The sequence below is a fragment of the Massilia sp. Masssp94 genome (assembly GCF_059491305.1).
On sequence record NZ_CP168501.1, the window covers coordinates 1,273,702 to 1,296,699 of the forward strand.

20 protein-coding genes are annotated in these 22,998 nt (G+C 68.7%); 14 read left to right on the forward strand and 6 right to left on the reverse strand.

The features are described 5' to 3' along the window. The first annotated feature begins 215 nt into the window (after nt 1-215). The 6 genes from ACEN9G_RS05480 to ACEN9G_RS05505 all read left to right on the forward strand — a co-directional run bounded on the left by ACEN9G_RS05480 (nt 216) and on the right by ACEN9G_RS05505 (nt 8,342). Nucleotides 216-2,687 (forward strand): TonB-dependent receptor, encoded by a 2,472-nt coding sequence (locus tag ACEN9G_RS05480; RefSeq protein ID WP_483126469.1) that lies wholly within the window; start codon nt 216-218, stop codon nt 2,685-2,687. Then, nucleotides 2,687-4,474: a phytase gene (locus ACEN9G_RS05485; protein ID WP_483126470.1), complete on the forward strand. Its 1,788-nt coding sequence runs from the start codon at nt 2,687-2,689 to the stop codon at nt 4,472-4,474. The genes ACEN9G_RS05480 and ACEN9G_RS05485 overlap by 1 nt, the downstream gene beginning before the upstream one ends. 146 nt (nt 4,475-4,620) lie before the next feature. Next, entirely contained in the window at nt 4,621-5,421 is an 801-nt protein-coding gene (locus tag ACEN9G_RS05490) for an alpha/beta hydrolase (RefSeq protein WP_483126471.1), read from the forward strand. Between the two features lie 7 nt (nt 5,422-5,428). Then, nucleotides 5,429-6,109, forward strand: a complete 681-nt coding sequence (locus ACEN9G_RS05495) for a GNAT family N-acetyltransferase (RefSeq protein WP_413342232.1) — start codon at nt 5,429-5,431, stop codon at nt 6,107-6,109. 126 nt (nt 6,110-6,235) lie between these two features. Beyond that, a complete protein-coding gene (locus ACEN9G_RS05500) occupies nt 6,236-7,729 on the forward strand; it encodes a PhoX family protein (RefSeq protein WP_413342234.1) in 1,494 nt (497 codons plus the stop codon). Between the two features lie 22 nt (nt 7,730-7,751). After that, entirely contained in the window at nt 7,752-8,342 is a 591-nt protein-coding gene (locus tag ACEN9G_RS05505; RefSeq protein WP_413342236.1) for a PEP-CTERM sorting domain-containing protein, read from the forward strand. A gap of 84 nt (nt 8,343-8,426) precedes the next feature. On the opposite strand, the gene ACEN9G_RS05510 is transcribed toward ACEN9G_RS05505, so the two are convergent. Beyond that, nucleotides 8,427-9,827: a GntP family permease gene (locus ACEN9G_RS05510; RefSeq protein ID WP_413342238.1), complete on the reverse strand. Its 1,401-nt coding sequence runs from the start codon at nt 9,825-9,827 to the stop codon at nt 8,427-8,429. 229 nt (nt 9,828-10,056) lie between these two features. On the opposite strand from ACEN9G_RS05510, the gene ACEN9G_RS05515 reads away from it, so the two are divergent. Continuing rightward, nucleotides 10,057-10,989 (forward strand): PAS domain-containing protein, encoded by a 933-nt coding sequence (locus ACEN9G_RS05515; protein WP_413342239.1) that lies wholly within the window; start codon nt 10,057-10,059, stop codon nt 10,987-10,989. A gap of 54 nt (nt 10,990-11,043) precedes the next feature. Next, nucleotides 11,044-12,357, forward strand: coding sequence for a flagellar filament capping protein FliD (gene fliD, locus ACEN9G_RS05520; protein WP_413342241.1), 1,314 nt, complete (start codon nt 11,044-11,046; stop codon nt 12,355-12,357). 21 nt (nt 12,358-12,378) lie between these two features. Here the strand turns inward: fliD and ACEN9G_RS05525 are convergent, their stop codons facing one another. The 4 genes from ACEN9G_RS05525 to ACEN9G_RS05540 form a co-directional block, all read right to left on the reverse strand. Further along, nucleotides 12,379-14,637: a putative bifunctional diguanylate cyclase/phosphodiesterase gene (locus tag ACEN9G_RS05525; protein ID WP_483126472.1), complete on the reverse strand. Its 2,259-nt coding sequence runs from the start codon at nt 14,635-14,637 to the stop codon at nt 12,379-12,381. A 1-nt stretch (nt 14,638) separates the two neighbouring features. Beyond that, nucleotides 14,639-15,292 carry a methylamine utilization protein gene (locus ACEN9G_RS05530; protein WP_483126473.1) on the reverse strand — a complete coding sequence of 218 codons (654 nt, stop codon included), beginning with the start codon at nt 15,290-15,292 and terminating at the stop codon, nt 14,639-14,641. Further along, nucleotides 15,289-15,741, reverse strand: coding sequence for a nuclear transport factor 2 family protein (locus ACEN9G_RS05535; RefSeq protein ID WP_413343408.1), 453 nt, complete (start codon nt 15,739-15,741; stop codon nt 15,289-15,291). The genes ACEN9G_RS05530 and ACEN9G_RS05535 overlap by 4 nt, the downstream gene beginning before the upstream one ends. Nucleotides 15,742-15,850: 109 nt before the next feature. Beyond that, complete coding sequence (locus ACEN9G_RS05540) at nt 15,851-16,816, reverse strand: HDOD domain-containing protein (protein ID WP_413343411.1); 966 nt, start codon at nt 16,814-16,816, stop codon at nt 15,851-15,853. A 229-nt stretch (nt 16,817-17,045) separates the two neighbouring features. Between ACEN9G_RS05540 and ACEN9G_RS05545 the strand changes: the two genes are divergently transcribed. Genes ACEN9G_RS05545 through ACEN9G_RS05570 form a run of 6 tightly spaced genes read left to right on the forward strand, consistent with a single transcriptional unit; the run spans nt 17,046 to nt 22,193 of the window. Further along, nucleotides 17,046-17,765: a c-type cytochrome gene (locus ACEN9G_RS05545; RefSeq protein ID WP_413343413.1), complete on the forward strand. Its 720-nt coding sequence runs from the start codon at nt 17,046-17,048 to the stop codon at nt 17,763-17,765. Then, entirely contained in the window at nt 17,762-19,030 is a 1,269-nt protein-coding gene (locus tag ACEN9G_RS05550) for a c-type cytochrome (protein WP_413343415.1), read from the forward strand. Before ACEN9G_RS05545 ends, ACEN9G_RS05550 begins: the two co-directional genes overlap by 4 nt. A 12-nt stretch (nt 19,031-19,042) precedes the next feature. Then, on the forward strand, nt 19,043-19,222 hold the full coding sequence (locus ACEN9G_RS05555) for a hypothetical protein (RefSeq protein ID WP_160410615.1): 180 nt from the start codon (nt 19,043-19,045) through the stop codon (nt 19,220-19,222). A gap of 1 nt (nt 19,223) precedes the next feature. Beyond that, nucleotides 19,224-19,778, forward strand: coding sequence for a cupredoxin domain-containing protein (locus ACEN9G_RS05560; protein WP_413343417.1), 555 nt, complete (start codon nt 19,224-19,226; stop codon nt 19,776-19,778). Between the two features lie 16 nt (nt 19,779-19,794). Further along, complete coding sequence (locus ACEN9G_RS05565; protein ID WP_483127728.1) at nt 19,795-21,399, forward strand: cbb3-type cytochrome c oxidase subunit I; 1,605 nt, start codon at nt 19,795-19,797, stop codon at nt 21,397-21,399. After that, nucleotides 21,396-22,193, forward strand: a complete 798-nt coding sequence (locus ACEN9G_RS05570; protein WP_483126474.1) for a c-type cytochrome — start codon at nt 21,396-21,398, stop codon at nt 22,191-22,193. The genes ACEN9G_RS05565 and ACEN9G_RS05570 overlap by 4 nt, the downstream gene beginning before the upstream one ends. On the opposite strand, the gene ACEN9G_RS05575 is transcribed toward ACEN9G_RS05570, so the two are convergent. After that, a complete protein-coding gene (locus ACEN9G_RS05575) occupies nt 22,194-22,937 on the reverse strand; it encodes an SDR family oxidoreductase (RefSeq protein WP_413345945.1) in 744 nt (247 codons plus the stop codon). Nucleotides 22,938-22,998: the final 61 nt, after the last annotated feature.

A 22,998-nucleotide genomic window follows, 5' to 3' on the forward strand; every position in this document is an offset into this window, starting at 1 on the left:
CGGGCGCATGACAGGTTGATGACAGGTGCACGGGTCTGAACGGCTCATGATGCGCAGGTCTACAGCACGCCGGGGGATGTCTGCCCGCGGGCCTGCCGGGTCAATTCGGCTCATTGCCGTGTCGTACACGCCTTGCGTGGCGTTGGACGTCACCGACCCGTCATATTCGGTGCCGAGAATGCGCCGCATTCCAACCACGTCCTGACAGAACAACAATGCGACCTCTCGATCTTCCCAAGACCTTGACAGCGCTCGGCGCGGGCCTGCTGGCCGCCGGCGGCGTCCACGCGGCCGACACCGTCGTCGTCACCGGCCAGCGCGCCAGCCTCGCGCATGCCATCGCGGCGCAGGAAAAGGCCGACAACATCGTCTCCGTCGTCAGCAGCGACGACATCGGCGGCCTGCCGGACAAGAACGCCGCCGAGGCGCTGGCCCGCCTGCCGGGCGTCGCGGTGCAGCGCGACCAGGGCGAAGGCCGCTACGTCGTCGTGCGCGGCCTCGATGCCGATTACAACAGCGTCACCATCAACGGCGCGACCGTGCCGTCGCCGGAAGCGTCGCGCCGCGCCGTCGCGCTGGACGTGCTGCCGGCGGGCCTGATCCGCGAACTGGCCGTCGCCAAGACCCTCACGCCCGACCAGGACGCGAACGCGCTGGGCGGCAGCATCGACGTCAAGACCCTGTCCGCGTTCGACCTGCCGGGCCGCCTGCTCAGCGTGGGCACGGCCGCCAGCCACGACGACCTCACGCACCGCACCAGCCCATCCGCCAACGCCCTGTGGGCGCAGCGCTTCGCGGGCGGGACGCTGGGCGTCGCGGCCGGCCTGTCGGGAGAGAAGCGCAGGTTCGGCTCGGACAACGTGGAGACGGGCGGCGCGTGGAGCGGCAACCGCTTGTCCGGCTTCGAATTGCGCGACTACCTGCCGGCACGCACGCGCCGCGCGGCCGCGCTGAACGTCGACTGGCGTCCCGATGCCGACACCAGCGTCGCCCTGCGCAGCTTCCTGTCGCGCTTTTCGGACGACGAGGTGCGCGACCGCCTCACGGTCAGCAACGTCAAGGGCGGCGCGCTGGCCGAGGGAACGACGGATACGGCCCGCGTCGAACGCCGCATCCGCCAGCGCAAGTACACGCAGGAGATCCGCTCGGTCAGCCTCGCCGCCGACCACCGCATCGACGCGTGGAAGGTCCATGCGGAAGCGGCCGGCACCCGCGCCAGCGAAGACACGCCGGAGTCGCTGAACGACGGCCGTTTCCGCGGCACGTCCAGCTTTGCCGGCATCGGCTTCACGGACGGCGTGCAGCCGCACCTGATCGCACCAGGCGCCGTGTTCGATCCGGCCAGCTACGCGCTGAACGCCATCACGCTGCAGCAGCGCTACTCGTCCGACCGCACGCACCAGCTGCGCGTGGACCTCGCGCGCGACGTCGACGCCCGCGACTGGCGCGGCAACGTGAAATTCGGCGCCAAGGCGATCCGGCGCGACAAGGACAACGACACGAACCAGTGGGCCTACAACAGCGGCAAAACCACGAGCGGCAACTACTGGGGTCCGGGTTCGACATCGATGTCCGCGTTCACGAACGGCGCCTCCTTGGACTATGCGCCGGGCACGATCGGCGCCGCGCTCGACCCAGCATTGATTCGCGCCCGCGTGGCGGGGCTCGATCGCGCCACAGCGCGCCTGGTCGCCGAATCGGCGCTGAACGACTACGGCATGCGCGAAGACATCGATGCCGGCTACGTGCAAACGAGCCTCATGCGCGGCCCGTGGACGATCCTGGCCGGCGTGCGCGCCGAACGGACGCGCTTCGCGGCCGACGGCAACGAAGTGGCCGGCACCACGATCACGCCGCGCCACGCAGATCGCAATTACACCAACTGGCTGCCCGGCGTGCAGGTGCGCTACGACATCGACCGCGCCACGAGCGTGCGTGCCGCGTGGACGAACGCCGTCGTGCGCGCCAACTTCAGCCAGCTCGCGCCCGGCATCAGCCTGGCCAGCGCGACCGAGGCGACGATCGGCAACCCGGACCTCGCGCCGCTGAAAGCACACGACCTCGACGCCGGCATCGAGCGCATCCTGGGCAGCGGCGGCGTCGTGTCGGCCTATGCGTTCTACAAGGACATCCGCAATTTCACGTATGCCGCCAACCTCGCGGGCACGGGCCGGTGGGTGGGCTATACGACGGCCACGTCATACGCGAACGGCGACGATGCCGACGTGCGCGGCCTCGAACTGGCGTGGCAGCAGCCGCTGCGCATGCTGCCCGCGCCGTTCAACGGCCTGCTCGTCGGCGCCAACGCGACGCTCACGTCGTCCAGCGCCGACATCGGCGGTCGCGGCATCCGCATGCCGGGCCAGGCGAAGCGCATGGCCAACCTGATGCTGGGGTACGAAGCGGGTCCGCTGTCCACGCGCATCGCCGTCAACTACAAGTCGCCGTATCTGCTGGAGCTGGGCGGGGACGTGAACGACCCGATGCAGGACCACATCGTCGACACGCAGAAGCAGGTCGATTTCTCGCTCGCCTGGCAACTGGGCAAGCGCTGGCAGCTGTCGTTCGACGCCGCGAACCTGAACAACGAAACCTATTACGTGTACCAGGGCGTGAAGGGCCACAACGTCCAGTACGAACGCTACGGGCGCACGTACAAGATCGGCCTGAAAGCGAGCCTGTTCTGATGAAAACGATCCTCCTGTACGCCGCGCTGCTCGCCACGACGGCCCACGCGCAAGTCATCCCGCCCGCGCTGCACGGTGCGAACGAACTGGCCGCGCTGCCCGGCGGCGGCTGGCTCGCGCTGGACAAGCACGCGCTGCGCCTCGTCGATGGCACCGGTAACGAGCGCGCCAGCGTCGCCGTGCGCGGCCGCCAGTTCGACGTGCGCGGCGGCCTGGCGCTCGTCGTCGATGCGAACGCCGAACGCGCGGTCCCCGTCCGCATCGACGGGGGCGGCCTGCACGCCCTGCCCCCGTTGCCGGAGACCGGCTTCGGCATCGAAGCGGCCTGCCTGTACCGCGACGCGCAGCACCTCGACCACGCGTTCCTGATCGCGAAGGATGGCCAGGCGCAGCAATGGCTGCTGGGCGAGCCGGCCCGCCTCGTGCGCCACATGGCGCTGCCGCCGCACGTGAAGCATTGCCGCGTGGACGATGCGGAGGCGACGCTGTACGTGGCCGAGAGCGGCTTCGGGCTGTGGGCCTACGACGCCGCTCCGGAGAGCGCCGGCGCCCGGACGCCGGTCGCGCTGGCGGCGCCGTTCGGCAAGCTGGCCAAGGGTGCCGGCGCCATCGTCGTATTGCCCGGCGGCGTGGCCGCGCTGGATGGCCGGGGCACGCTGCACGCATGGCGGCGCGCGGGCGACACGTGGCGCGAACAGGCTGCGCTGCCTTTGCATGCACACACGCTGGCGTCCGGCGCGCGCCTGCTCGCGCGCACGGGCGCCGGCTGGAAGGATGCCGGCCTGGCGTGGAAAGCGACGGCATCGAAGCCCGCGGCGCTGCCGATCGTGCTGCCGCGCGCGCAGACGGACCCCGTCGCGCGCGCAGGCGACGCTGCCGACGATCCCGCGATCTGGATCCACCCGTCGGACCCGGACGGCGCCCGCATCCTCGGCACGAACAAGAAACAGGGCCTGCTCGTGTACGACCTGGCGGGCCGCCAGACGCAGTTGCTGGAAGCGGGCCGCCTGAACAACGTCGATGTGCGCCAGGACCTCGCGTTCGGCGCCGGCGTCCGCGTCGATCTCGCGATGGCCACGCAGCGCGACGAGAACGCGATCGTGCTGTTCGCCATCGACGGGAACGGCACCGTCACGGAAGCCGCGCGCCTGCCCACGACGCTGTCCGACATCTACGGCGCCTGCCTCTATCGCACGCCGCAGGGCGGGCTGGATGCGATCGTCAACGACAAGGACGGACGCTTCCAGCAATACCGCATCACGCGCACGGACGGCCGCTTCGGCGCGACGCTGGCGCGCAGCTGGCGCCTCGCGAGCCAGCCGGAAGGCTGCGTGGCCGACGAGCGCACCGGCTTGCTGTTCATGGGCGAGGAAAAGCGCGGCCTGTGGGTGGCGGACGCCGATGCGGCGAAGCCGATGTCGCCGCGCCTCGTGCTGCCGGTGGGCGGCCCGCTGCATGCGGACGTCGAAGGCATGGGCATTTATCACGGCAAGACGGGCAGCTGGGTCGTCGTGTCGAGCCAGGGCAACGACAGCTATGTCGTGCTGGATGCCACGGCGCCGTTCACGGTGCGCGGCGCGTTCCGGATCGGCACCGATGCGGCGCGGGGCATCGACGGGACGTCCGAGACGGATGGCCTGGACGTGACGTCCGCGCGGCTGGGCGGGCCATATGGCCAAGGCCTGCTCGTCGTGCAGGATGGCCACAAGCGGCTGCCGGACGGGCCCCAGAACTTCAAGCTGGTGGCGTGGGAGGACGTCGCGAAGGCGTTGAGGCTCGGCGACTGAAGTGACCGTCGTCCCCGCGCAGGCGGGGACCCATACTGAGGTGACCAGGACGCTCTGCATGGGTTCCCGCTTCCGCGGGAACGACAGTATTACATGGTCATGACGTTTGCGCTACCATACAGTCGAGAGCGACTCACGACGACCGCATGGAACTCGAACTGATCACGCGCCGCCCGGCGACGCCCCGTCCGGACAGTCCGCGCCTGCTGCTGGTGCACGGCATCTGCGTGGGCGCCTGGGTGTGGGAGGAACACGTCCTGCCCTGGTTCGCCGACGCCGGCTTCGAAGTGCATGCGCTCAGCCTGCGCGGCCATGGCGGCAGCGGCGGGCGCGAACGGCTGAACGACTGGCGCCTGGCCGACTACACCGAGGACCTGCGCACGACCATCGCGCGGCTGGGCGACGGGCCGCTCGTCGTCGTCGGCCACTCGCTCGGCGGCGCCGTCGTGCAGGACTGGATCCGCAGCGGCGGGCACGCGGCCGGCGTCGCGCTGCTCGCGTCCGTGCCGCCGTGGGGCCTCGCGTATTCCGCGTGGCAGATGATGCTGTCCTCGCCCGACCTGTTCCAGCAGCTGGCGCGCCTATCCTTCGCCGAACCGCGGACGCTCGACCCGGACGTCATGCGCCGCCACCTCTTTTCCGACGACCTGCCCGATGCCGACTATGCCCGCTTCGAGCGCCGCGTGCAGGGCGAGTCGCGCCACGTGGGCATCGAACTGCAGGGCTGGCGGCCGTTCGCGCCGATGCCCTGGCAGGCGCCGCCCATGTTCGTGCTGGGCGGCCAGGACGACCGCTTCATCCGTCCCGACGCCGTGCGCGGCACCGCGACCTACTACGGCGTGAAACCGCACCTCGTGCCGCAGCTGGCGCACGCGCTGATGCTCGATCCGCACTGGGAAGGCGCAGCCCGGCCGCTGCTGGACTGGATCCTGAAGCTGCCTGCATAATGACAGCATGACCCACCCGCTCGACAACATCTTCTGGAACTGCCTCGACGGCCCGCACCGCCATCTTTCCACCGGCACCGACCGGGCGCGCCGCTATGCGCCCGGGTTGTCGCCCATCGTCGGCTTTCCCGATCCCGAGCGGCCCGATTTCGCCGCGCTGCGCCCGTTCTGCACGCCCGGCGAGCAGTTCTATTGCGACGTCTGGTCCGGTCCCGCGCCGGACGGCTGGCGCATCGAGGTCGATGCGAAGATGTTCCGCCTCGCGTGGGATGGCCGCCCGGGCCCGGCCGACGATCCCGCACCGGACGCCCTGCCGCTGGGCCCCGCCAACGCGGAAGAGGCACTGGCGCTGGCCCGGCTGACGCGCCCCGGCCCGTTCGGCCTGCGCACGATCGAGATGGGCGAATACTTCGGCCTGTTCGAGGACGGGCGCCTCGTCGCGATGGCCGGCGAACGCACGACGGCGGGCCGCTATCGCGAAATCAGCGGCGTCTGCACGCACCCCGACCACCAGGGCCGCGGCCATGCGAAACGCCTGATGCAAAAGCTCATCATGCGCCAGCTCGCGCGCGGCGAGATCCCGTTCCTGCACGTGATGAGCGCCAACCAGGCCGCCCACGACTTTTACCTGCGCATGGGCTTCCGCGACTATGGCGAGACGGTCGTACGGGTCGTCACGCCCGTCTGATTATTGTCTTTTTGCTGTCATCGAACGGTAGTTTTCGTTTGTTTTAATGCATGAGCACGTGCCATCCCGGCACGCAAACCGGCCGCCAAGTGCCGGTGCAATCCATCCCTATGGAGAAAGCTCAGCATGACACACAACGACATCTCGCCGTCGCGACGCAATCTGCTCAAGAGCATGGGCACGTTACCTTTCGTCGGCGCCTTCGCCGCCCTGCAGGCGCGCGAAGCGCTGGCCGCGGGCGGCGTCAGCGCCCTGATCGACAGCCCATACGGCCCCATCGCCCCCGTCAACGACCTGACGACCGGCCTGCCGCTGCTGCAGCTGCCGGCCGGCTTCACGTACAAGAGCTTCGGCTGGACCGGCGACACCATGACCGACGGTAAGCGCTGCCCCGCCGCGCACGACGGCATGGGCGTCGTCCTGGCGCGCAAGGTGGGCCGCAGCACGGAGCTCGTCCTGATCCGCAACCACGAGGCGCACGCCGTCAGCCCGAACAAATTCATCAACGCGTTCGGCGCGTACGACACGGGCGCGAGCAGCGCCGGCGCGACCACGGTGCTCGGCGGCGGCACGACGAATCTGCTGTTCCGCGACGGCGCGTGGGTCAGCGTGACCCCGAGCCTGGGCGGCACGGACGGCAACTGCGCGGGCGGCATCACGCCGTGGGGCACGTGGCTGTCGTGCGAGGAAATCGGCTCGGATGGAGTCTCTGCCTCGGGCAAGAAGCATGGTTATGTGTTCGAAGTGTCGCCGGACACGACGCAGACGACGGGCCAGCCGATCGTCGGCATGGGACGCTTCGCGCACGAAGCGGCGGCCGTCGATCCGGCCACGAGCATCGTCTACATGACGGAGGATTCGTCGGGCAAGTCGGGCTTCTATCGCTACATCCCGGACGACAGGAATGGCGGCTACGGCGCGCTGGCGCGCGGCGGCGTGCTGCAGATGGCGCGGGTGCAAGGGACGCCGAACGCCAACGTGGCAGGTGCGCTGAAGGGCGACGCCTATGTGCTGGAATGGGTCCCGATCGCAAATCCCGACCAGAACCGCGGCAACGCGACGGGGCCGTCCGGCACGACGATCAACAACGCGGCCGGCCCGTTCGTGCAGGGCTGGCTGCAGGGCGCGCTGCGCATGAACCGCGGCGAAGGCATCTGGTACGCGCAGGGCAAGATGTACGTGATGGACACGTCGGGCGGCAGCGTGGCGCGCGGCGCGATCTGGGAACTGGACCTCGCCACGCAGGTCTTCCGCTGCATCTATTCGAGCCCGAACACGACGGTGGGCAATATGGGCGACAACCTCACGGTCAGCCCGCGCAACGCCATCCTGATCTGCGAGGACGCGTCCACGGCCACGACCGACGCCTTCGGCTACGGCCAGCGCCTGATGGGCATCACGCAGGGCGGTGACGCCTACATTTTCGCCAAGAACAACGTGCAGCTGACGACGTCGCAACTGAACGCAGCCGGCAAGCTGGATACGCTGGCCGGCGACCACCGCGGCAACGAGTTCGCGGGCGCCTGCTTCGACCCGACGGGCCGCTACCTGTTCGTGAACATCCAGACGCCGGGCATCACGTTCGCGATCTCCGGTCCGTGGGCCAAGGGCCCGCTCTGATCCGCCATCGAAAGGAACCGACATGAACAACAAACTGATGGGCGCATTCGCCCTGGCGGCCGCGCTGGCACTGCCGCAACTGTCCCAGGCCGCGATCCTGACCGGCACCACGGGATCGAATACGGTGACGGATTACAGCGGCGCGGGCCTGGCCTCGTTCGACCTCGACCTCGCCACGTTCACGCCGACGACGTTCAGCTTCGTGCTGGAAGCCGGCGACCTGGCAGCGCCCCTCGCCTTCAACGCGCTCGTGCGCAACCTGGCCGGCACCGCACTCGATGAATTCAGCTTCTCGTTGAACGGCATCGCCTTCTTCACGGCCGGCAGCGTGACGCCGGCGTTCGGCACGGTCGGCTCGACGACGTACGGTGCGCACATGGCGAACGTCGTGTTCAGCGCGCCGGAGTGGGCCGAGTTCCAGTTCGGGAATGCGCTGGGTGAGCCGGGTGCCAGCGACTGGCTGCTGGATACGCGCGGCCTGCGCGCGGGCGACACGTTCACGATCACCGCCGCCACCGCGGCGGCGGCCGAGGTGCCGGAGCCGTCGAGCGCATTGCTCGCGATGACGGCGTTGCTGGGCATGGCGGCGGCGTACAAGCGCAAGCGCGGCTGAGCGTCATCCCCGCGAACGCGGGGATCCATGCTGAGCTGAATCCTGATGCTCAGTATGGGTTCCCGCTTTCGCGGGAACGACGAGTTATACAAGTCCCGTGACGTAATAAAACGCGATCACGAAGAACACCGCCAGCGTCTTGATGACGGTCACCGCGAAAATCTCGCGATACGATTCCTTGTGCGTCAGCCCCGTCACCGCGAGCAAGGTGATGACGGCACCGTTGTGCGGCAACGTATCCATGCCGCCGCTCGCCATCGACACCACGCGGTGCAGCACTTCGAGCGGGATCTGCGCGGCCTGCGCGCCCTTGATGAACAGGTCCGACATCGCGGCCAGCGCGATGCTCATGCCGCCCGACGCCGACCCCGTGATGCCCGCGAGGGAGCTGACCGACACGGCCGCATTCACGAGCGGATTCGGAATGCTTTTCAAGGCATCGCTGACGACGATGAAGCCCGGCAGCGCCGCGATCACGCCGCCGAAGCCATACTCCGACGCCGTGTTCATCGCGGCCAGCAGCGCACCGCCGACCGCGGCCTTCGAGCCATCCGCGAAACGCGCGCTCACGCGCCGGAACGCGGTCAGGATCACGACGACGATCCCCAGCAGCAGCGCCGCTTCCACCGCCCAGATCGCGACGACGGTCTTGATGGTCGCCGTCACCGGCGTGTGCACGCCCGGCAGGATCTCGGCCGGCACCGTGAACGAATCGCCATACCATTGCGGGATCATGCGCGTGAGGATGAAGTTGGCCACGCCCACGACGATCAGCGGCAGGATCGCCAGCGCCGGATGCGGCAGCGACGTCGCCTGCGTGCGTTCCGGCTCGTTGACGAGCGACGTGCCGTAGCCCTCGCCGCGCGCCAGCGCCGCGCGGCGGCGCCACTCCAGGTACGACAGCCCCACGACGATGATGAACAGCGAGCCTACGGTGCCCAGCACGGGTGCGGCCCACGACGTCGTCCTGAAGAACGTCGTCGGGATGATGTTCTGGATTTGCGGCGTGCCCGGCAGCGAATCCATCGTGAACGAGAACGCGCCCAGCGCGATGGCGCCCGGCATCAGCCGTTTCGGGATGTTGCTCTGGCGGTAGAGCTCCGCCGCGAACGGGTACACCGCGAACACGACGACGAACAGCGACACGCCGCCATAGGTCAGCAGCGCACACACGGCCACGATCACCGCGTTCGCGCGCGAGCGGCCGATGTAGCGGATGGCGGCGTTGACGATGGATTCCGAAAAGCCGGACAGCTCGATCACCTTGCCGAACACGGCGCCCAGCATGAACACGGGGAAGTACAGCTTGACGAAGCCGACCATCTTTTCCATGAAGATGCCGGTGAATACGGGTGCGACGGCGTCCGGCGCCGTGAGCAGCACCGCGCCCAGGGCGGCGATCGGGGCGAACAGGATGACGCTGTAGCCGCGGTAGGCGGCGAACATCAGGAACGCCAGCGCGGCGAGAACGATCAGGAATGACATGGGTCTCCTCTTTCTTCTTGATGCAGCCGATTATTATTGATCGGACAAATCTTTGAAATACGTAAAATTACTGTTACATAGATTCCGGGTGATGTTGCGTCGCCACATATGTAAAGGTTTGCATTTCCACTTCCCTCATTCAGCGTCGCCGCCGGTGTACATACATTAGGAATTTCGCAAAAGAAATGATATTTTGTGAAACACCCATCGATGTATTGCGGAGACCGCCGTGCCCGTTGTCAGTGCTGAACTCCTGTTGATGTTGATGCCGCTCGCGGCAGTCATCGCCATCCTGCTGGGATGGCAGCAGCAGCGTCTGGGCGACGCCCGGCGCGACAGCCTGGACACGCACCGCGCCATCCTGACCCTGGAAGCTGCGTTCGCCCACGTGCCGGTCGGACTGGCCGTGCTGGACCTCGACCTGCGCTACGTGCGCATCAACCGCCTGCTCGCCGAGATCAACGGCCTGTCGGCCGAGGACCACATCGGCAAATCGATCCACGACGTCATTCCGGACATCGCCCCCGCCGCCGAAGTGCGCATCCGCCAGGTCATGGCGCGCAGCACGCCCCTCCTCGGTTTCGTGTTCGAAGGCGCGACGCCGGCCCAGGCGCATGTGCGTCGCGTATGGCGCGAAAGCATCTACCCGGTCGTCGACCGTAACGGCGCCCTGCTGGGCGTGACCGTGGTCGTCGAGGAGATCACCGAACAGCAGCGTCTCGCCGGCGCCCTGAAGGACAGCGAGCGGCGCGAGCAGCGCCGCACGAACGAGCTGGAAGGCCTGATGAAGGCGGCGCCCGCCGCGCTGTTCGTCGCCAGCGACCGCGAATGCCGGCGCATCAAGGCGAATCCCGCCGCCGAGCGCCTGCTGCGCCTGCGCCGCGGCGAGAATCCCACGGCGGACATGCCCGGCCACCGCGCCTTCGCCGTGTATGCGGGCGGCACGCTGCTGGCCCTCGACCAGTTGCCGCTGCAGCGCGCCGCCGCCACCGGCGAGGAAGTGCGCGACGAGACGCTGACGGTGCGCTTTGCGGACGACGAGCGGCTGCACGTCGTCATGAACGCCCTGCCCCTGCGCGACGAAGCGGGTGAAGTCGTCGGCGCCGTCGCTTGCTTCGTCGAGGCACCCACCGCTGCGGCAAACGCGGAGATTGACGGGTAAACCGGACGATGTTCGGTAAATGAAACGGCAAGCTTGCAGCGATAATATCGAGCCATGACGACCACCATTTCATCGAGGACGACGGCGAACGCCAACCAGGGCCTGGCCGACCTGTACGGCGCCGCCGTGAAGTCGCTGAGCGCCCGCAACACGGGCCTGCAGGGCATCGACGCGCAGATCAAACGCGACGACGCGCGCCTGTCCACGCTCGGGCGCCTGGCCAACGTGCTGGACGAGGTCAGGTCCGTCGCCGGAACCCTCGCCGCGAGCGGCCTGAAACTCGCGACGCAGGTCGACGGCAAGGTCCTCGACGCGCGCATCACCGCTTCCGGCGCGACTGCCGGCACGCACAAGATCGACGTCAAGCAGCTGGCCCAGGCCCAGCAACTGGTCACGATCCGCGTGCCGACGGCCACGACGACGATCGGCAGCGGCGCGCCGACCGTCGTCAGGATCGAAGCGGGCGGCAGCACCAGGACCATCCGCATCGGCGCGCCCGACAACACGCCGGACGGCATCGCCGCCGCGTTCAAGGCGGCCGGCATCGATGCGAAGCTCGTATCCGACGACAAGGGCGTCGCGCTGAGCCTCACCGGCCAGCCCGGCGCGGCGAATGCCATGCGCATCGGCGTGTCCGGCGATCCGGCCCTGCAGGCGCTGCTGTCTTACCAGCCGGGCGCGCGCGGCGCGGTGACGCAGGCGAGTGCCGCGCAGGATGCGGTCGTCAACGTCGACGGCAAGACCGTCACCAGCGGCAGCAACAAGCTCACGGGCGCCATCGCCGGCGTCACGCTCGACCTCAAGGCCAAGGGTGCCGGCACCGTGACGCTGGCCGGCGACAACACGGCCATCGCGAAGAACGTCAAGGCGTTCGCCGACGCCGTCAACGCGCTGCCGGGCCGCCTGGCCGCGCTGAAGTCGGGAGACACCGCCTCCGACCGCACGCTTGCCCAGATCCAGGACCAGGTCACGCGCCTCGTCGGCGGCGTCGATCCGGCCGCGCTGGCGGCCATTGGCGTGAGTACGAAGAACGGCAAGCTGGCGGTCGATGCGGCGAAGCTTGACGCCGCCATCGCCGCCGACCCGGACCGGGTGGCCAAGCTGTTCGCGAACGGCGGCTCGGGACTCGCGGACAAGGTGGGCACCGGCATCGCGCAGCAGCTGGCGACGGGCGGCACGCTGGCCGGCCAGGCCGCGGCCGTGGCGAAGGACCGCGACACGCTCGCCGACAAGAAGACGCAGATGACGCAGGCGGTCAACGCGCAGGCCAGCAACCTGGTGCAGCAGTACGCGAATGCCGGCAGCAATTCGCTGTTCGGGCTGATGAACGGTGGCCGCCCGATGTCGGCGTTCGACTTCCTCGCCTGACGTTCTTCAGGCGACGGCAGTTCAAACCACAGTATGGCGCGCGAACCCGGCGAGCCAGTCCTGCAGCTGCGCCGCCGTCATTGGCCGGCCGATACCGTAACCCTGCGCGATGTCGCAGCCGTGCTCGCGCAGCCAGCGCAGTTCCGCCGGCGTTTCCACGCCCTCCGCGACGACCGTCAATCCCAGTGCGTGGCTCAGCATGATGGTCGATTCGACGATGGCCGCGTTGCGCGGCGACTCCGTGATCGCGGTGATGAAGCTGCGGTCGAGCTTCAGTTCGTCCACGGGCAGGCTTTTCAGGTAGGCCAGCGACGCCTGGCCGACGCCGTAGTCGTCGATCGACAGCTTGATCCCGAGGCCCGCCAGTTCATCGAGGTGCGCCTGCGCCAGCGCCGGATCGTCCATCAGCGCGCTTTCCGTGATCTCCAGGCACAGGCGGCGCGCCGGTACGGCATGCCGCTCCAGCAGGCCGCGCACGCGCCGGCCCAGGTGCGGATCGAGCAGGTCCAGGGTCGACAGGTTCGCCGACACGGCGATGTCCAGTCCCGCCGCATGCCACACGGCGGCCTGGCGCACCGCGGATTCCAGCACCCACGGCGTGATCTCGCGGATGAAACCCGTCTGTTCGGCGAACGGGATGAAGCGCGCCGGCGCGATGCTGCCGCGCTCCGGATGCTGCCAGCGCAGCAGCGCTTCCACCGCCACGATGCGCCCGCTCCCCAGCGCCAGCTTGGGTTGATAAGCGAGCGTGAATTCGCCGGCCGCCAGCGCACGCCGCATGTCGCCGATGAGGGACAGCTGCTCGTGCGCGGACTCCCCGCCCGTCTCCTGCGCGAACGCGATACCGGCATGGCGCCGCTTGGCGGCGGCCAGCGCCAGCTCCGCGCGCCGCAGCAGCGTCGCCGCACCGAGGCCGTCGTCCGGATACAGCGCGATGCCGACGCTGGCTTCGATGTCGAGGCGCTGGCCGTCCAGCGTGACCGGGTCGCGCAGCGCGGCCAGCACGGTGTCGGCGAAACGGCGCGCGGCCTCGGGGCCGGCGCCCTCCAGCAGGAACGCGAACTGGTCGCCCCACAGGCGCGCCAGCATGCCGCACTCCGGCACCAGCGGCTGCAACTGGCCCGCGACGGCGCGCAGCAGGCGGTCGCCGACGACGTGGCCCAGCGCATTGTTGATGAGGGCGAAGCGGTCGACGTTCACGACCAGCACGGCACCGCCCGCGCCCGGCGAGAGGCGGCCGAACGCTTCCAGGAAGCGCGTGCGGTTGGGCAGGTCGGTCAAGGCATCGACGTAGGCCAGCCGGGCGATGCGCTCCTCGCGGCACGCGATCTCCGTGCGCATCTGCTCGAAACTGCCGGCCAGCTGGCCGATCTCGTCGCGCGGTGCGGGCGGCAGCGGCTGCGCGTAATCGCCCTGCGCGATGCGGCGCGCGGCGGCGGACAATTCGTGCAGGGGCCGGACGATGCGCCCGGCCAGCATCACGCTGCCCGCCGCGAACACCGCGATGGCCGCGACGATCACGCCCAGCAGCCGTCCCTGCAACTGTTCGAACGGCGCCCGCACCTGCGCGACGGGCAGCCGCAGCACGGCCTGCAGGCCGCCGTCCAGCGGCACCGCCACGGACGCATCGCGCGTGCCGACGGGTGCGCCGGAGGACGCGAGCACGCCGGGCGTCCCGGTCCGCACGATCTGCACGCCCAGGCCCGTGATGCCGGCCATGTCGGCCGCCCAGCCGTCGTCCACGTGGAAGCCCATCGCCACCCACGCGATGCGCGTGGGCGCCAGGATCGGCACGAGCACGACTTGATAAAGTTGGCCACTGAGCTGGCCATTGCGCATCTGGCGCAAGCCCGCGCTGCGTCCGGACGCCTCGGCGGCGGCGATGAGGTCGGGGAACGGGAACGGGTCGCCGGCCGCGCTGGCGCGCTGCGTGGTGGCGATCAGCCTGCCGTCGGTGCCCGCGACCATCATCACCTGCGCGTGGATGCGCTGGCCGTGGTTGCGGATCACGGAGCGCACGGTGGGCTGGTCCTGCGTCGCGATCGCCTCGCGGAACGCGAAGTCGGCGGCCAGCACGGCGGCCGCCGTCTCGAGCTGGCGCTGGTTCTGTTCGAGCAGGCGCTGGAACACCTTGGCGCCGACGGCCAGTTCGCGCCGCGTCTCGCGCTCCACGATCCGCTCGCTGCTGTGGTGGACGAGCGCCAGCACGAGCCCCATGACCAGCACGAGCAGGCCCACGAAGACGATGGCGATCCGATGCCGCAGCGATCTCGATGACATGTCAGTAACGGTCCGGGTCGTCCTCGGTATGCGGCTTCGGTTGGCGGGCGCGCGCGTCCAGCACGAGCGTCATGCGCACCGGCGCCTCCTCGATCTCGATGTCTTGCGGCGCCACGGCCACCTTCTGCAGCGGATGCCACGGCCGCACGCGATAATGGCCCGCCGGGACGTTCGTGACGGCCGCACGGCCATCCGCGCCCGTGCGGACAAAGTATGGCGTGTCGACGACCAGCACGTGGGCCTCCATCCAGTCGTGGATATTGCAGCCGATGTCGACCTGGCCCGGCTTGTCGAACACGACGGGCTGGCCGGGCTTGCCGGCATACAGCTTGATCTCGAAGCGCTTCGGCTCGGAGAACGAATACACGTGGTGGCGGATCGTGTCGTTGTTGGGGAAATCGACGCTGGTGCCGGTCTGCACGACGGTCATCCACGGGATGAATTCGCGGCCCCGCTGCTCGATTGCTACCCCTTTCGCGGCAGGGGCGCGTGCACGTGCGCGCGCAGGCGTGCCCGCGAGGGGCTCGACGAGCACGGCGGCGTCGGCCAGCGGCGTGCCGGCCGGCGTCTGCACGAGCACCTCGACGGTCGCGGCGCTCGCGCTACCCGCCATCAGCGCCGCTGCGCACAACAGCGGCGGCAGCGCGCGTCTCACGGATCGATCTGCAGCGCGGGCGCGATCTGCCACAGCTCGGTGGTCAAATCGCCGTCGCGGTAGGTCAGCGCATGCCAGACTTTCACGGGAACGGTGCCGCCGTAGTCGGCCTTCGCCTGCAGCGACGTGCCGCGCGGATTGCCGAGCGCCGTCAGCTTGCCGAAAGACGCGGGACGGGGCTTGCCGGCATTCGCCGCGATGAACTTCTGCCAGACGGCGCGGATCGCGGCCTTGCCGCGGTAGCGGCCGTCGAGCGGTCCGCCGACCCACTCCATATAAGCGTCATCGGCATAGTCGCGCATCAGCGCTTCCAGGTCGCCGGCGGCGACGGCGTCGAGGTGGGCCTTCGCCTTCGCCTCGTCCAGCGGTCCGGCCACGGCCTGGCCGCCGCACACGGGCAGCAATGCGCATGCCAGCAGCAGGGATGCAACCTTCGTCTTGCGAATCATGGTGTCTCCTCCACGTGTATTTATTGCCCGAGCAAAAGTTTCGTGTCCGAAAATCATAATTACACGGAAACCCTGCCGTGGCAACACGGAAGAAGAACGGTGGGGCGGATCAGCTTTCGACGGTGCCCAGCTTGCCGAGGCAGCGGCGCTGGAAGTTGTCCAGGCCGTCGGTGACGAAATCGTCGTCCTCGTCGATCACATGGCCGTCGATCAGCATGCGCAGCTTGGCGATGCGGTCGCCCAGCGCGAGCGCCTGCGCCAGGTTCTCCTCGCCCGGATCGCCGGCGTGCGCGATCGCGTCGGCGACTTCCTGCGGGAAGTCCCAGTGCTTCGCGATGGCGGCCGACAGCAGGCGGCCTTCGGCCAGCAACTGCACGCCGAATTCGCTGGAACCGGGCACCTTGTTCTCTTCGCACAGGCGGTCGGCCAGGCGGAAGCCGACGACGAGCCCCAGGTTCTGCATCAGGCCGGACAGATACGCTTCGAACGGCCCGGCCGTCAGGCCCGGCGCCATCAGGCTCGCGGCCAGCGCGCATTTCTCGGACTGGGCCCAGACGTGCGGCGCCGCCAGGCGCGTGAAACCCGTCGTCTGCAGCTTGATAATCGGGCGGAAGGCGATGCGCGCCAGCAGCATGCGCAAGCCATTCTGGCCCAGCATCATGAGGGCCGCTTCGACCGTCTTCACGGGCGACATCGGCCGGTAGTACGCGCTGTTCGCCTCGCGGATCACCTCGGCCACGAGGACGACGTCCTGCGCGACCTGGCGCGCCAGCTCGGCGTTCGACGCTTCGTCCTGGAGGCTGCGCAGCAGTTGCGGGATCACTTCCGGCACGCGCGGCACCAGCTCGGCCGCACTGGCCGGATCGCGCGCGAGCGCGCGCACCTGGTCGAGGATCGCCGCCTGGACGGCGTCCGACGCCTCGTAGCCGGAGGACGCCGTCAGCCAGCGGTAATACGCGGCCTCGATTTCGGCGGGAATGCCGCCCGGGTGTTCGTCCGCCTCCGCCGCGGGAGCGGGTTTCGTGTCGGCGGTATTGTCGGCACCGCCACGGAGGCGGCTGATCCAGTTTTTCATAGGCGTTGGGACTGCGCTGCGATGATGGCTTCATTGTAGCCTGACGGGTGTCATCCAGGCGTTGCGGGCACGATCATTTTTCCGCAGCCGCCCACTCCGGGAATGCCCTCCCATGTGAAAAAAACAAATATTGACTGTCGCAATCGATCTCGCATGAACAACTCGTGCGTCGTCATCGGGTGCACTTGTGTTAATTTTCACACCGACAGAGGGCTGCGGAGTTTATTCGATGAAAATAATTCTCGGCATAATCGGAGTCGGTAGCGCGTTCCTGGCATGCCACGCGCACGCTCAGGCAACAGCGGCGGACCGTATTCCCGATACGATGGAAGCGCGGGTGCAGGCTTGTACCGGATGCCATGGCGCCCAGGGCCGCGGCGTGGAAAACGTCTATTTCCCGCGCCTCGCGGGCAAGCCGGCCGGCTATCTCTACAACCAGCTGGTGGCATTCCGCGACGGCCGGCGCAAGTACGTGCCGATGAATTACCTGCTGGCCTACCTGCCCGACGACTACCTGATGCGCATGGCCGAGCACTTCGCGTCGCTCAATCCGCCGCCCCTCGTGCAACCGGCGGTGCAGCGGTCGCCGGAGCAGGTGCACGCCGGCCAGCGCATCGTCACGCAGGGCATCCCCGCCAAGAAGATCCCCGCCTGCGTCACGTGCCACGGCGCGGAACTGGGCGGCCGCGAACCCGGCATTCCAGGCCTGCTGGGCCTGCGCGCGGACTACGTCAGTGCGCAACTGGGCGCGTGGCGCTTCGGCGTGCGCACGGCGCTGGCGCCGGACTGCATGCAGCTCATCGCCTCCAGCCTCTCCGAGCCGGAAGTCGCCGCCGTGTCGGCGTATCTCGCCTCGCTGCCCGTCACCGCGGCCCGTCCGCTGCGCCAGCCCGGCATGAAGCTGCCGCTCGCGTGCGGCAGCCAGCCGCAGAAAGGAGGCCAGCCATGAACGCCGTGATCCGCAGGATCGCGCTCGCCGCCGTCCCCTTGGCGCTGCTCGCGGCGGCCGCGTGGGCGCAGACCAATGCGGCGAAAGCGCCCGCGCAACAGTCGATCGTGGAACGGGGCCGCTACCTCGCGCAGGCCGGCGACTGCATCGCGTGCCACACGGTCCCGGGTGCGAAGATCTTTTCCGGCAACCGGGCGATGCCAACGCCGTTCGGCACCCTGTACGCCCCGAACATCACGCCCGACCGCGACACGGGCATCGGCAGCTGGAGTGCGGACGACTTCTACAACATGATGCACACGGGACGCTCGCCGAAAGGCTATCTGCTGTATCCGGCGATGCCGTTCGCGTCGTACACCAAGGTCACGCGCGCCGACAGCGACGCCATCTTCGCCTACCTGCGCTCGGTGCCGCCGGTACGCCTGGCGTCACGCGAGCACGACCTGCGCTTCCCGTACAACAACCGCTCGCTGCTGATCGGCTGGCGCACCCTGTACTTCAAGGAAGGAGAGTACCAGCCGGACCGCAGCAAGTCGGTCGAATGGAACCGCGGCGCCTACCTCGTGCAGGGCCTCGGCCACTGCGCGATGTGCCACACGCCGATCAACGCGCTGGGCGGCTCGTCGCAGGAAAAGGCATTCCAGGGCGGCCTGATCCCGATGCAGAACTGGTACGCCCCGTCGCTGACGTCGAACCGCGAGGCGGGCCTGGGCGACTGGGCGCTGCAGGACATCGTCGACCTGCTGCAGAAAGGCGTGTCGAACCGCGGCACCGTGTACGGGCCGATGGCCGAGGTCACGTTCAACAGCCTGCAGTACATGACGGACGACGACGTGCGCGCGATGGCCGTCTACCTGAAGAGTCTTCCGGCCGACCAGGGCCCCGCGTCCGATCCGGCCGGCGCGCCCGCGCGCGCCGACGTGGGCCAGGCCTTCACGGAAGGCCGCCGCATCTACGCCGCGCGCTGCGCGTCGTGCCACGGTGCGGAAGGCCGCGGCAAGTTGCCCCACTACCCGCCGCTGGCGCGCAACCAGTCGATCGGCATGAGCTCCGCCGTGAATCCGATCCGCATGGTGCTCAACGGCGGCTACCCGCCCGGCACGAAGCGCAATCCGATGCCGTACGGGATGCCGCCGTTCGCGCAGGACCTGAACGACAACGAGATCGCATCGGTGGTGACGTTCATCCGCACCGCGTGGGGCAACCGGGGCGCGCCCGTGACGGCACGCGAAGTCAACCAGCTGCGCTCGGCCACGGTCGAGTAAAAAGGGGAAGCCATGTTTCTGGAACCGACAGACCAAGACCTGGACGGCGGGGAGCAGCAGCGCCGCGTCGACGCCATCGTCGCGCGCGGCCCCGGCGGCGCATTCGCCCTGGCCGGTATCGCGGTGGCGATCGTGATGGCGATCTGGCTCGCCTTCTACTTCCTCGTGTTCGTCGCACGCGGAGGCGATTGACATGGCAGGTACCGCACACGACATCGCCGCGAAAGCGGAAGCGCGCTGGGCGTGGATCGTCGGCGGCATCATCGCCTTCCTCGTCGCGATGATGGCGTACATGAGCCTCCACTGGGCCGCGATGCCGCCCGTGCGCACGGAAACCATCGACCCGACCACGCTGCACATTGCCGGCGAATTCGTCGAGACGAACCTGGGCAGCGCCGCGGAGCCGGACGGCTCCGTCACGGTGCGCGTGCTCGCGAACCAGTACTCGTTCACGCCGCAATGCCTCGTCGTCCCCGCCAACACATGGCTGCACTTCCGCGGCACGGCGGCCGACGTCGTGCACGGCTTCTCGGTCAGTCACAGCAACGTGAACCTGATGCTGATCCCGGGGTACATCTCGAACTTCCAGACCCGGTTCGAAGCGCCCGGCGAGCACGTGATGCCTTGTCACGAATTCTGCGGCAACGGCCACGCCGCGATGTGGGCCCATGTGCAGGTCATCCCGCGCGAAGAATTCATGCGCAGGGCGAACTCCCAGCCAGGAAGGAGGTTGAGCTGTGTTCAGTAACGATTCCCGCCGCCTCGTGCTGGCCCACTTCTGGGTCGCCTTCGCCGCCTTCTTCGTCGCCCTGCTGCTGGGCGAATGGCAGATGGTGATCCGCAGCCCGCTGATCGACTGGATCGGCAACCCGGAGCTGTACTACCGCTCCGTCACCGCGCACGGCTCCGCGATGGGCTATGTGTTCCCCACGCTGGTGGCGATGGGCTTCGGCTACGCCATCGTCGAACTCGCGCTGAAGCAGCCGCTCGCGGGCAAGCGCTGGGCCTGGATCGGTTTTACCCTCGTCGTCCTCGGCACGGTCGTCGCGATGATCCCCGTCTCGCTGGGCAAGGCCTCGGTGCTGTACACGTTCTACCCGCCGCTGATCGCGCACTGGGCCTACTACATCGGCATCGTGCTGGTCGTCGTCGGCTCGTGGATCTGGGTCGCGCTCATGTCGATCAATCTGCGCGTGTGGAAGAAAGCGCATCCCGGCGCAGCCGTGCCGCTGCCGATGTTCGCCAATCTCGCAGGGGCGTATTTGTGGGCATGGACGTCGGTCGGCGCCGCCGTCGAGATCCTGTTCCTGATCCTGCCCGTGGCCCTCGGCTTCAAGTCGACGATCGACGCCGGCCTGTCGCGCGTGTTCTTTTCCTGGACGCTGCACGCGATCGTCTACTTCTGGCTGATGCCGGCCTACATCGCGTTCTACACGCTGGTGCCGCGCGCCATCGGCGGCCGCCTGTACAGCGACGTGATGGGCCGCATCTCGTTCGTGCTGTTCCTCGTGTTCTCGATGCCGATCGGTATCCACCACCTGTTCCAGGACCCGCAGGTCGGCGCGGGCGTGAAATTCCTGCACGCCGTGTTCACCGCGATGGTCTCGGTCCCCACCTTGCTGACCGTCTTCACGATCACCGCGTCGGTCGAAATCGCGGGACGCCTGCGCGGCGGCACGGGCGCCCTCGGCTGGGTGAAGGCCCTGCCCTGGCATAACCCGATGATGCTCGCCGTCGCGTTCTCCTTCATCCTGCTGGGCTTCGGCGGCGCGGGTGGCCTCATCAACATGAGCTACCAGCTCGACTTCGCCATCCACAACACGCAGTGGATCACCGGCCACTTCCACCTGATCTTCGCGGGCGCCATCGTCATCATGTACTTCGCCGTCGCGTACGACCTGTGGCCGCACCTGACGGGCCGCACACTCGTCCAGGGCGGCATGATGAAGGCGCAGCTGTGGCTGTGGTTCGTCGGCATGATCATCCTGACGTTCCCGTGGCACGTCGTCGGCGTGATGGGCATGCCGCGCCGCATGGCCTATTTCGACTACACCAACCCGGAGATCGCGCCGCAGGCAATCACCGTGATCCTCAGCGCCATCGGCGGTTTGCTGCTCGTGATCTCGGGCGTGCTGTTTTTGCTCGTCCTGCTGCGCGGCCATCGCGGCAGCCTCGTCGAGCTGCCCGAGTTCCGCTTCAGCCAGCCGGTGCACGCCGTCGCGCGCGTGCCGGTCGCCCTGAACAGCTACGCGCTGTGGCTCGCGCTGATGATCGGCCTGTCGCTCGTCAACTACGGCTACCCGATCGCGCAGCTGATCGCGCTGAAGCAGACGTCCGTGCCCGCCGTCCCGATCGGAGGTACGCCATGAACGAGCCCCTGTTTTCGACGAAGAACCGCTGGTTCACGATCAGCGTCGCGGCCGTCGTGATCATCGCCGCCGCCGCCGCCGCCGTCGGCTTCGTGTGGCTCCCGCGCGCCCACGCGCGCGACGCGATGGCGTCGATCTGGGAATCGATCTGCAGCGCGGCCGGCGCGCCGGCGCCCTACCGCAGTCCCGACCAGCCGGACGAGAAGGCCGTCTACCCGACGAGCGTGATCGTGAGCAGCGAATTCACGGGTCCGATCGACAACGTGGCCGTCGGCCGCGGCGCCACGCTGGCCCTGCAATGCAGCATGTGCCACGGCGCGCGCGGCACGGCATCGGCCGGCACGAACGCGCCGCACCTGGCGGGCCAGCCCCCGTCGTCCACCTACAAGCAGCTGCGCGACTTCAAGTCCGGCCACCGCCCGAGCGCCGTCATGCAGCCGCTGGCGACGAACCTGTCCGACCAGGACATGCGCGACCTGGCCGCGTTTTACTCGCAGCAGCAGCGCGAGACCCTGGTGGGGCATGCGGGCATCCAGGTCGAGGTGCCGCGCATCGTCAGCAACGGGTCGCCGATGCGCAACGTGGGGGCATGCGCGACCTGCCATAGCCCGGGCGTGGCGCGCGTGGCGACGCCCATCATCGACGGGCTGCCGGCGGCGTACATCGTCGACCAGCTGAACGCCTTCAAATCGGGGCGGCGCGCCAACGACATCAACCAGCAGATGCGCAATGCGGTGCATGGGTTGACGGACCAGGAGATCGAGGTGGTGGCGAAGTATTACGCCAGCCGCTGATCAGAGCGAGGCCGCCAGCGCCTCGGCATCCGCCCCGGCGGGAATGCGCATCGGCGCCGCGGGATCCGTCACGGCACGCCACACGGCTTGCGCGACGTCTTGCGCCTGCGTGACCGGTCCCGGCTCGCGCATGCGCTTGAACACGTCGTCCATCAACGGCGCGTAATCCGACGGGATCTCGCCCTGCATGAGCGGGCGGGCGTTCTCGCCGAAGCGCGTGTCCGGCGCGCGGCCCGGCAGCACCAGGCGCGTCCGGATGCCCAGCGGCGCCAGTTCCAGCGCGAGCGATTCCGTGAACGCATTCACGGCTGCCTTGCTGGCCCTGTAGACCGACAGCAGCGGCCGCGGCGCGAGCGTGACGGTCGATGTCACGTTCACGATCACGCCCGCGCGCCGGGCGCGCATCGCGGGCAGCACGGCCTGCGTCATGGCGATCGTGCCGAGTGTGTTCGTCTCGAACACCGCACGGATCGTGTCCGTCGACACGGCTTCCAGCGGATTGATCAGGCCGACGCCGGCATTGTTGACGAGCGCATCGATCGGCCCCGCGGCGGCGATGGCCGCGCGGACGCTGTCCGCGTCCGTCACGTCCAGCGCGACGACGCGCAGGCGGCTCGACGCCGGCAGCAGGTCGGTGCGCGGCGTACGCATCGTGGCGACGACCTGCCAGTCGCGGTCGAGGAAATGGCGGGCGATTTCGAGGCCGAAGCCGGACGAGCAGCCGGTGATCATGACGGTTTTCATGTGAACTCCTGTGTGGGTTGGCAATACCGTTACGATAGCGGCCGACGTCCGGACGCGCTAC

Excerpts from the sequence above, each read along its gene's own strand:
- ACEN9G_RS05525 (WP_483126472.1), bottom strand. The coding sequence starts at position 14,637 with ATGTCATCGAGATCGCTGCGGCATCGGATCGCCATCGTCTTCGTGGGC.
- ACEN9G_RS05535 (WP_413343408.1), bottom strand. The coding sequence starts at position 15,741 with ATGATTCGCAAGACGAAGGTTGCATCCCTGCTGCTGGCATGCGCATTG.
- ACEN9G_RS05510 (WP_413342238.1), bottom strand. The coding sequence starts at position 9,827 with ATGTCATTCCTGATCGTTCTCGCCGCGCTGGCGTTCCTGATGTTCGCC.
- ACEN9G_RS05575 (WP_413345945.1), bottom strand. The coding sequence starts at position 22,937 with ATGAAAACCGTCATGATCACCGGCTGCTCGTCCGGCTTCGGCCTCGAA.
- ACEN9G_RS05490 (WP_483126471.1), top strand. The coding sequence starts at position 4,621 with ATGGAACTCGAACTGATCACGCGCCGCCCGGCGACGCCCCGTCCGGAC.
- ACEN9G_RS05545 (WP_413343413.1), top strand. The coding sequence starts at position 17,046 with ATGAAAATAATTCTCGGCATAATCGGAGTCGGTAGCGCGTTCCTGGCA.
- ACEN9G_RS05555 (WP_160410615.1), top strand. The coding sequence starts at position 19,043 with ATGTTTCTGGAACCGACAGACCAAGACCTGGACGGCGGGGAGCAGCAG.
- fliD (WP_413342241.1), top strand. The coding sequence starts at position 11,044 with ATGACGACCACCATTTCATCGAGGACGACGGCGAACGCCAACCAGGGC.
- ACEN9G_RS05485 (WP_483126470.1), top strand. The coding sequence starts at position 2,687 with ATGAAAACGATCCTCCTGTACGCCGCGCTGCTCGCCACGACGGCCCAC.
- ACEN9G_RS05560 (WP_413343417.1), top strand. The coding sequence starts at position 19,224 with ATGGCAGGTACCGCACACGACATCGCCGCGAAAGCGGAAGCGCGCTGG.
- ACEN9G_RS05550 (WP_413343415.1), top strand. The coding sequence starts at position 17,762 with ATGAACGCCGTGATCCGCAGGATCGCGCTCGCCGCCGTCCCCTTGGCG.
- ACEN9G_RS05500 (WP_413342234.1), top strand. The coding sequence starts at position 6,236 with ATGACACACAACGACATCTCGCCGTCGCGACGCAATCTGCTCAAGAGC.
- ACEN9G_RS05540 (WP_413343411.1), bottom strand. The coding sequence starts at position 16,816 with ATGAAAAACTGGATCAGCCGCCTCCGTGGCGGTGCCGACAATACCGCC.
- ACEN9G_RS05570 (WP_483126474.1), top strand. The coding sequence starts at position 21,396 with ATGAACGAGCCCCTGTTTTCGACGAAGAACCGCTGGTTCACGATCAGC.
- ACEN9G_RS05480 (WP_483126469.1), top strand. The coding sequence starts at position 216 with ATGCGACCTCTCGATCTTCCCAAGACCTTGACAGCGCTCGGCGCGGGC.
- ACEN9G_RS05495 (WP_413342232.1), top strand. The coding sequence starts at position 5,429 with ATGACCCACCCGCTCGACAACATCTTCTGGAACTGCCTCGACGGCCCG.
- ACEN9G_RS05505 (WP_413342236.1), top strand. The coding sequence starts at position 7,752 with ATGAACAACAAACTGATGGGCGCATTCGCCCTGGCGGCCGCGCTGGCA.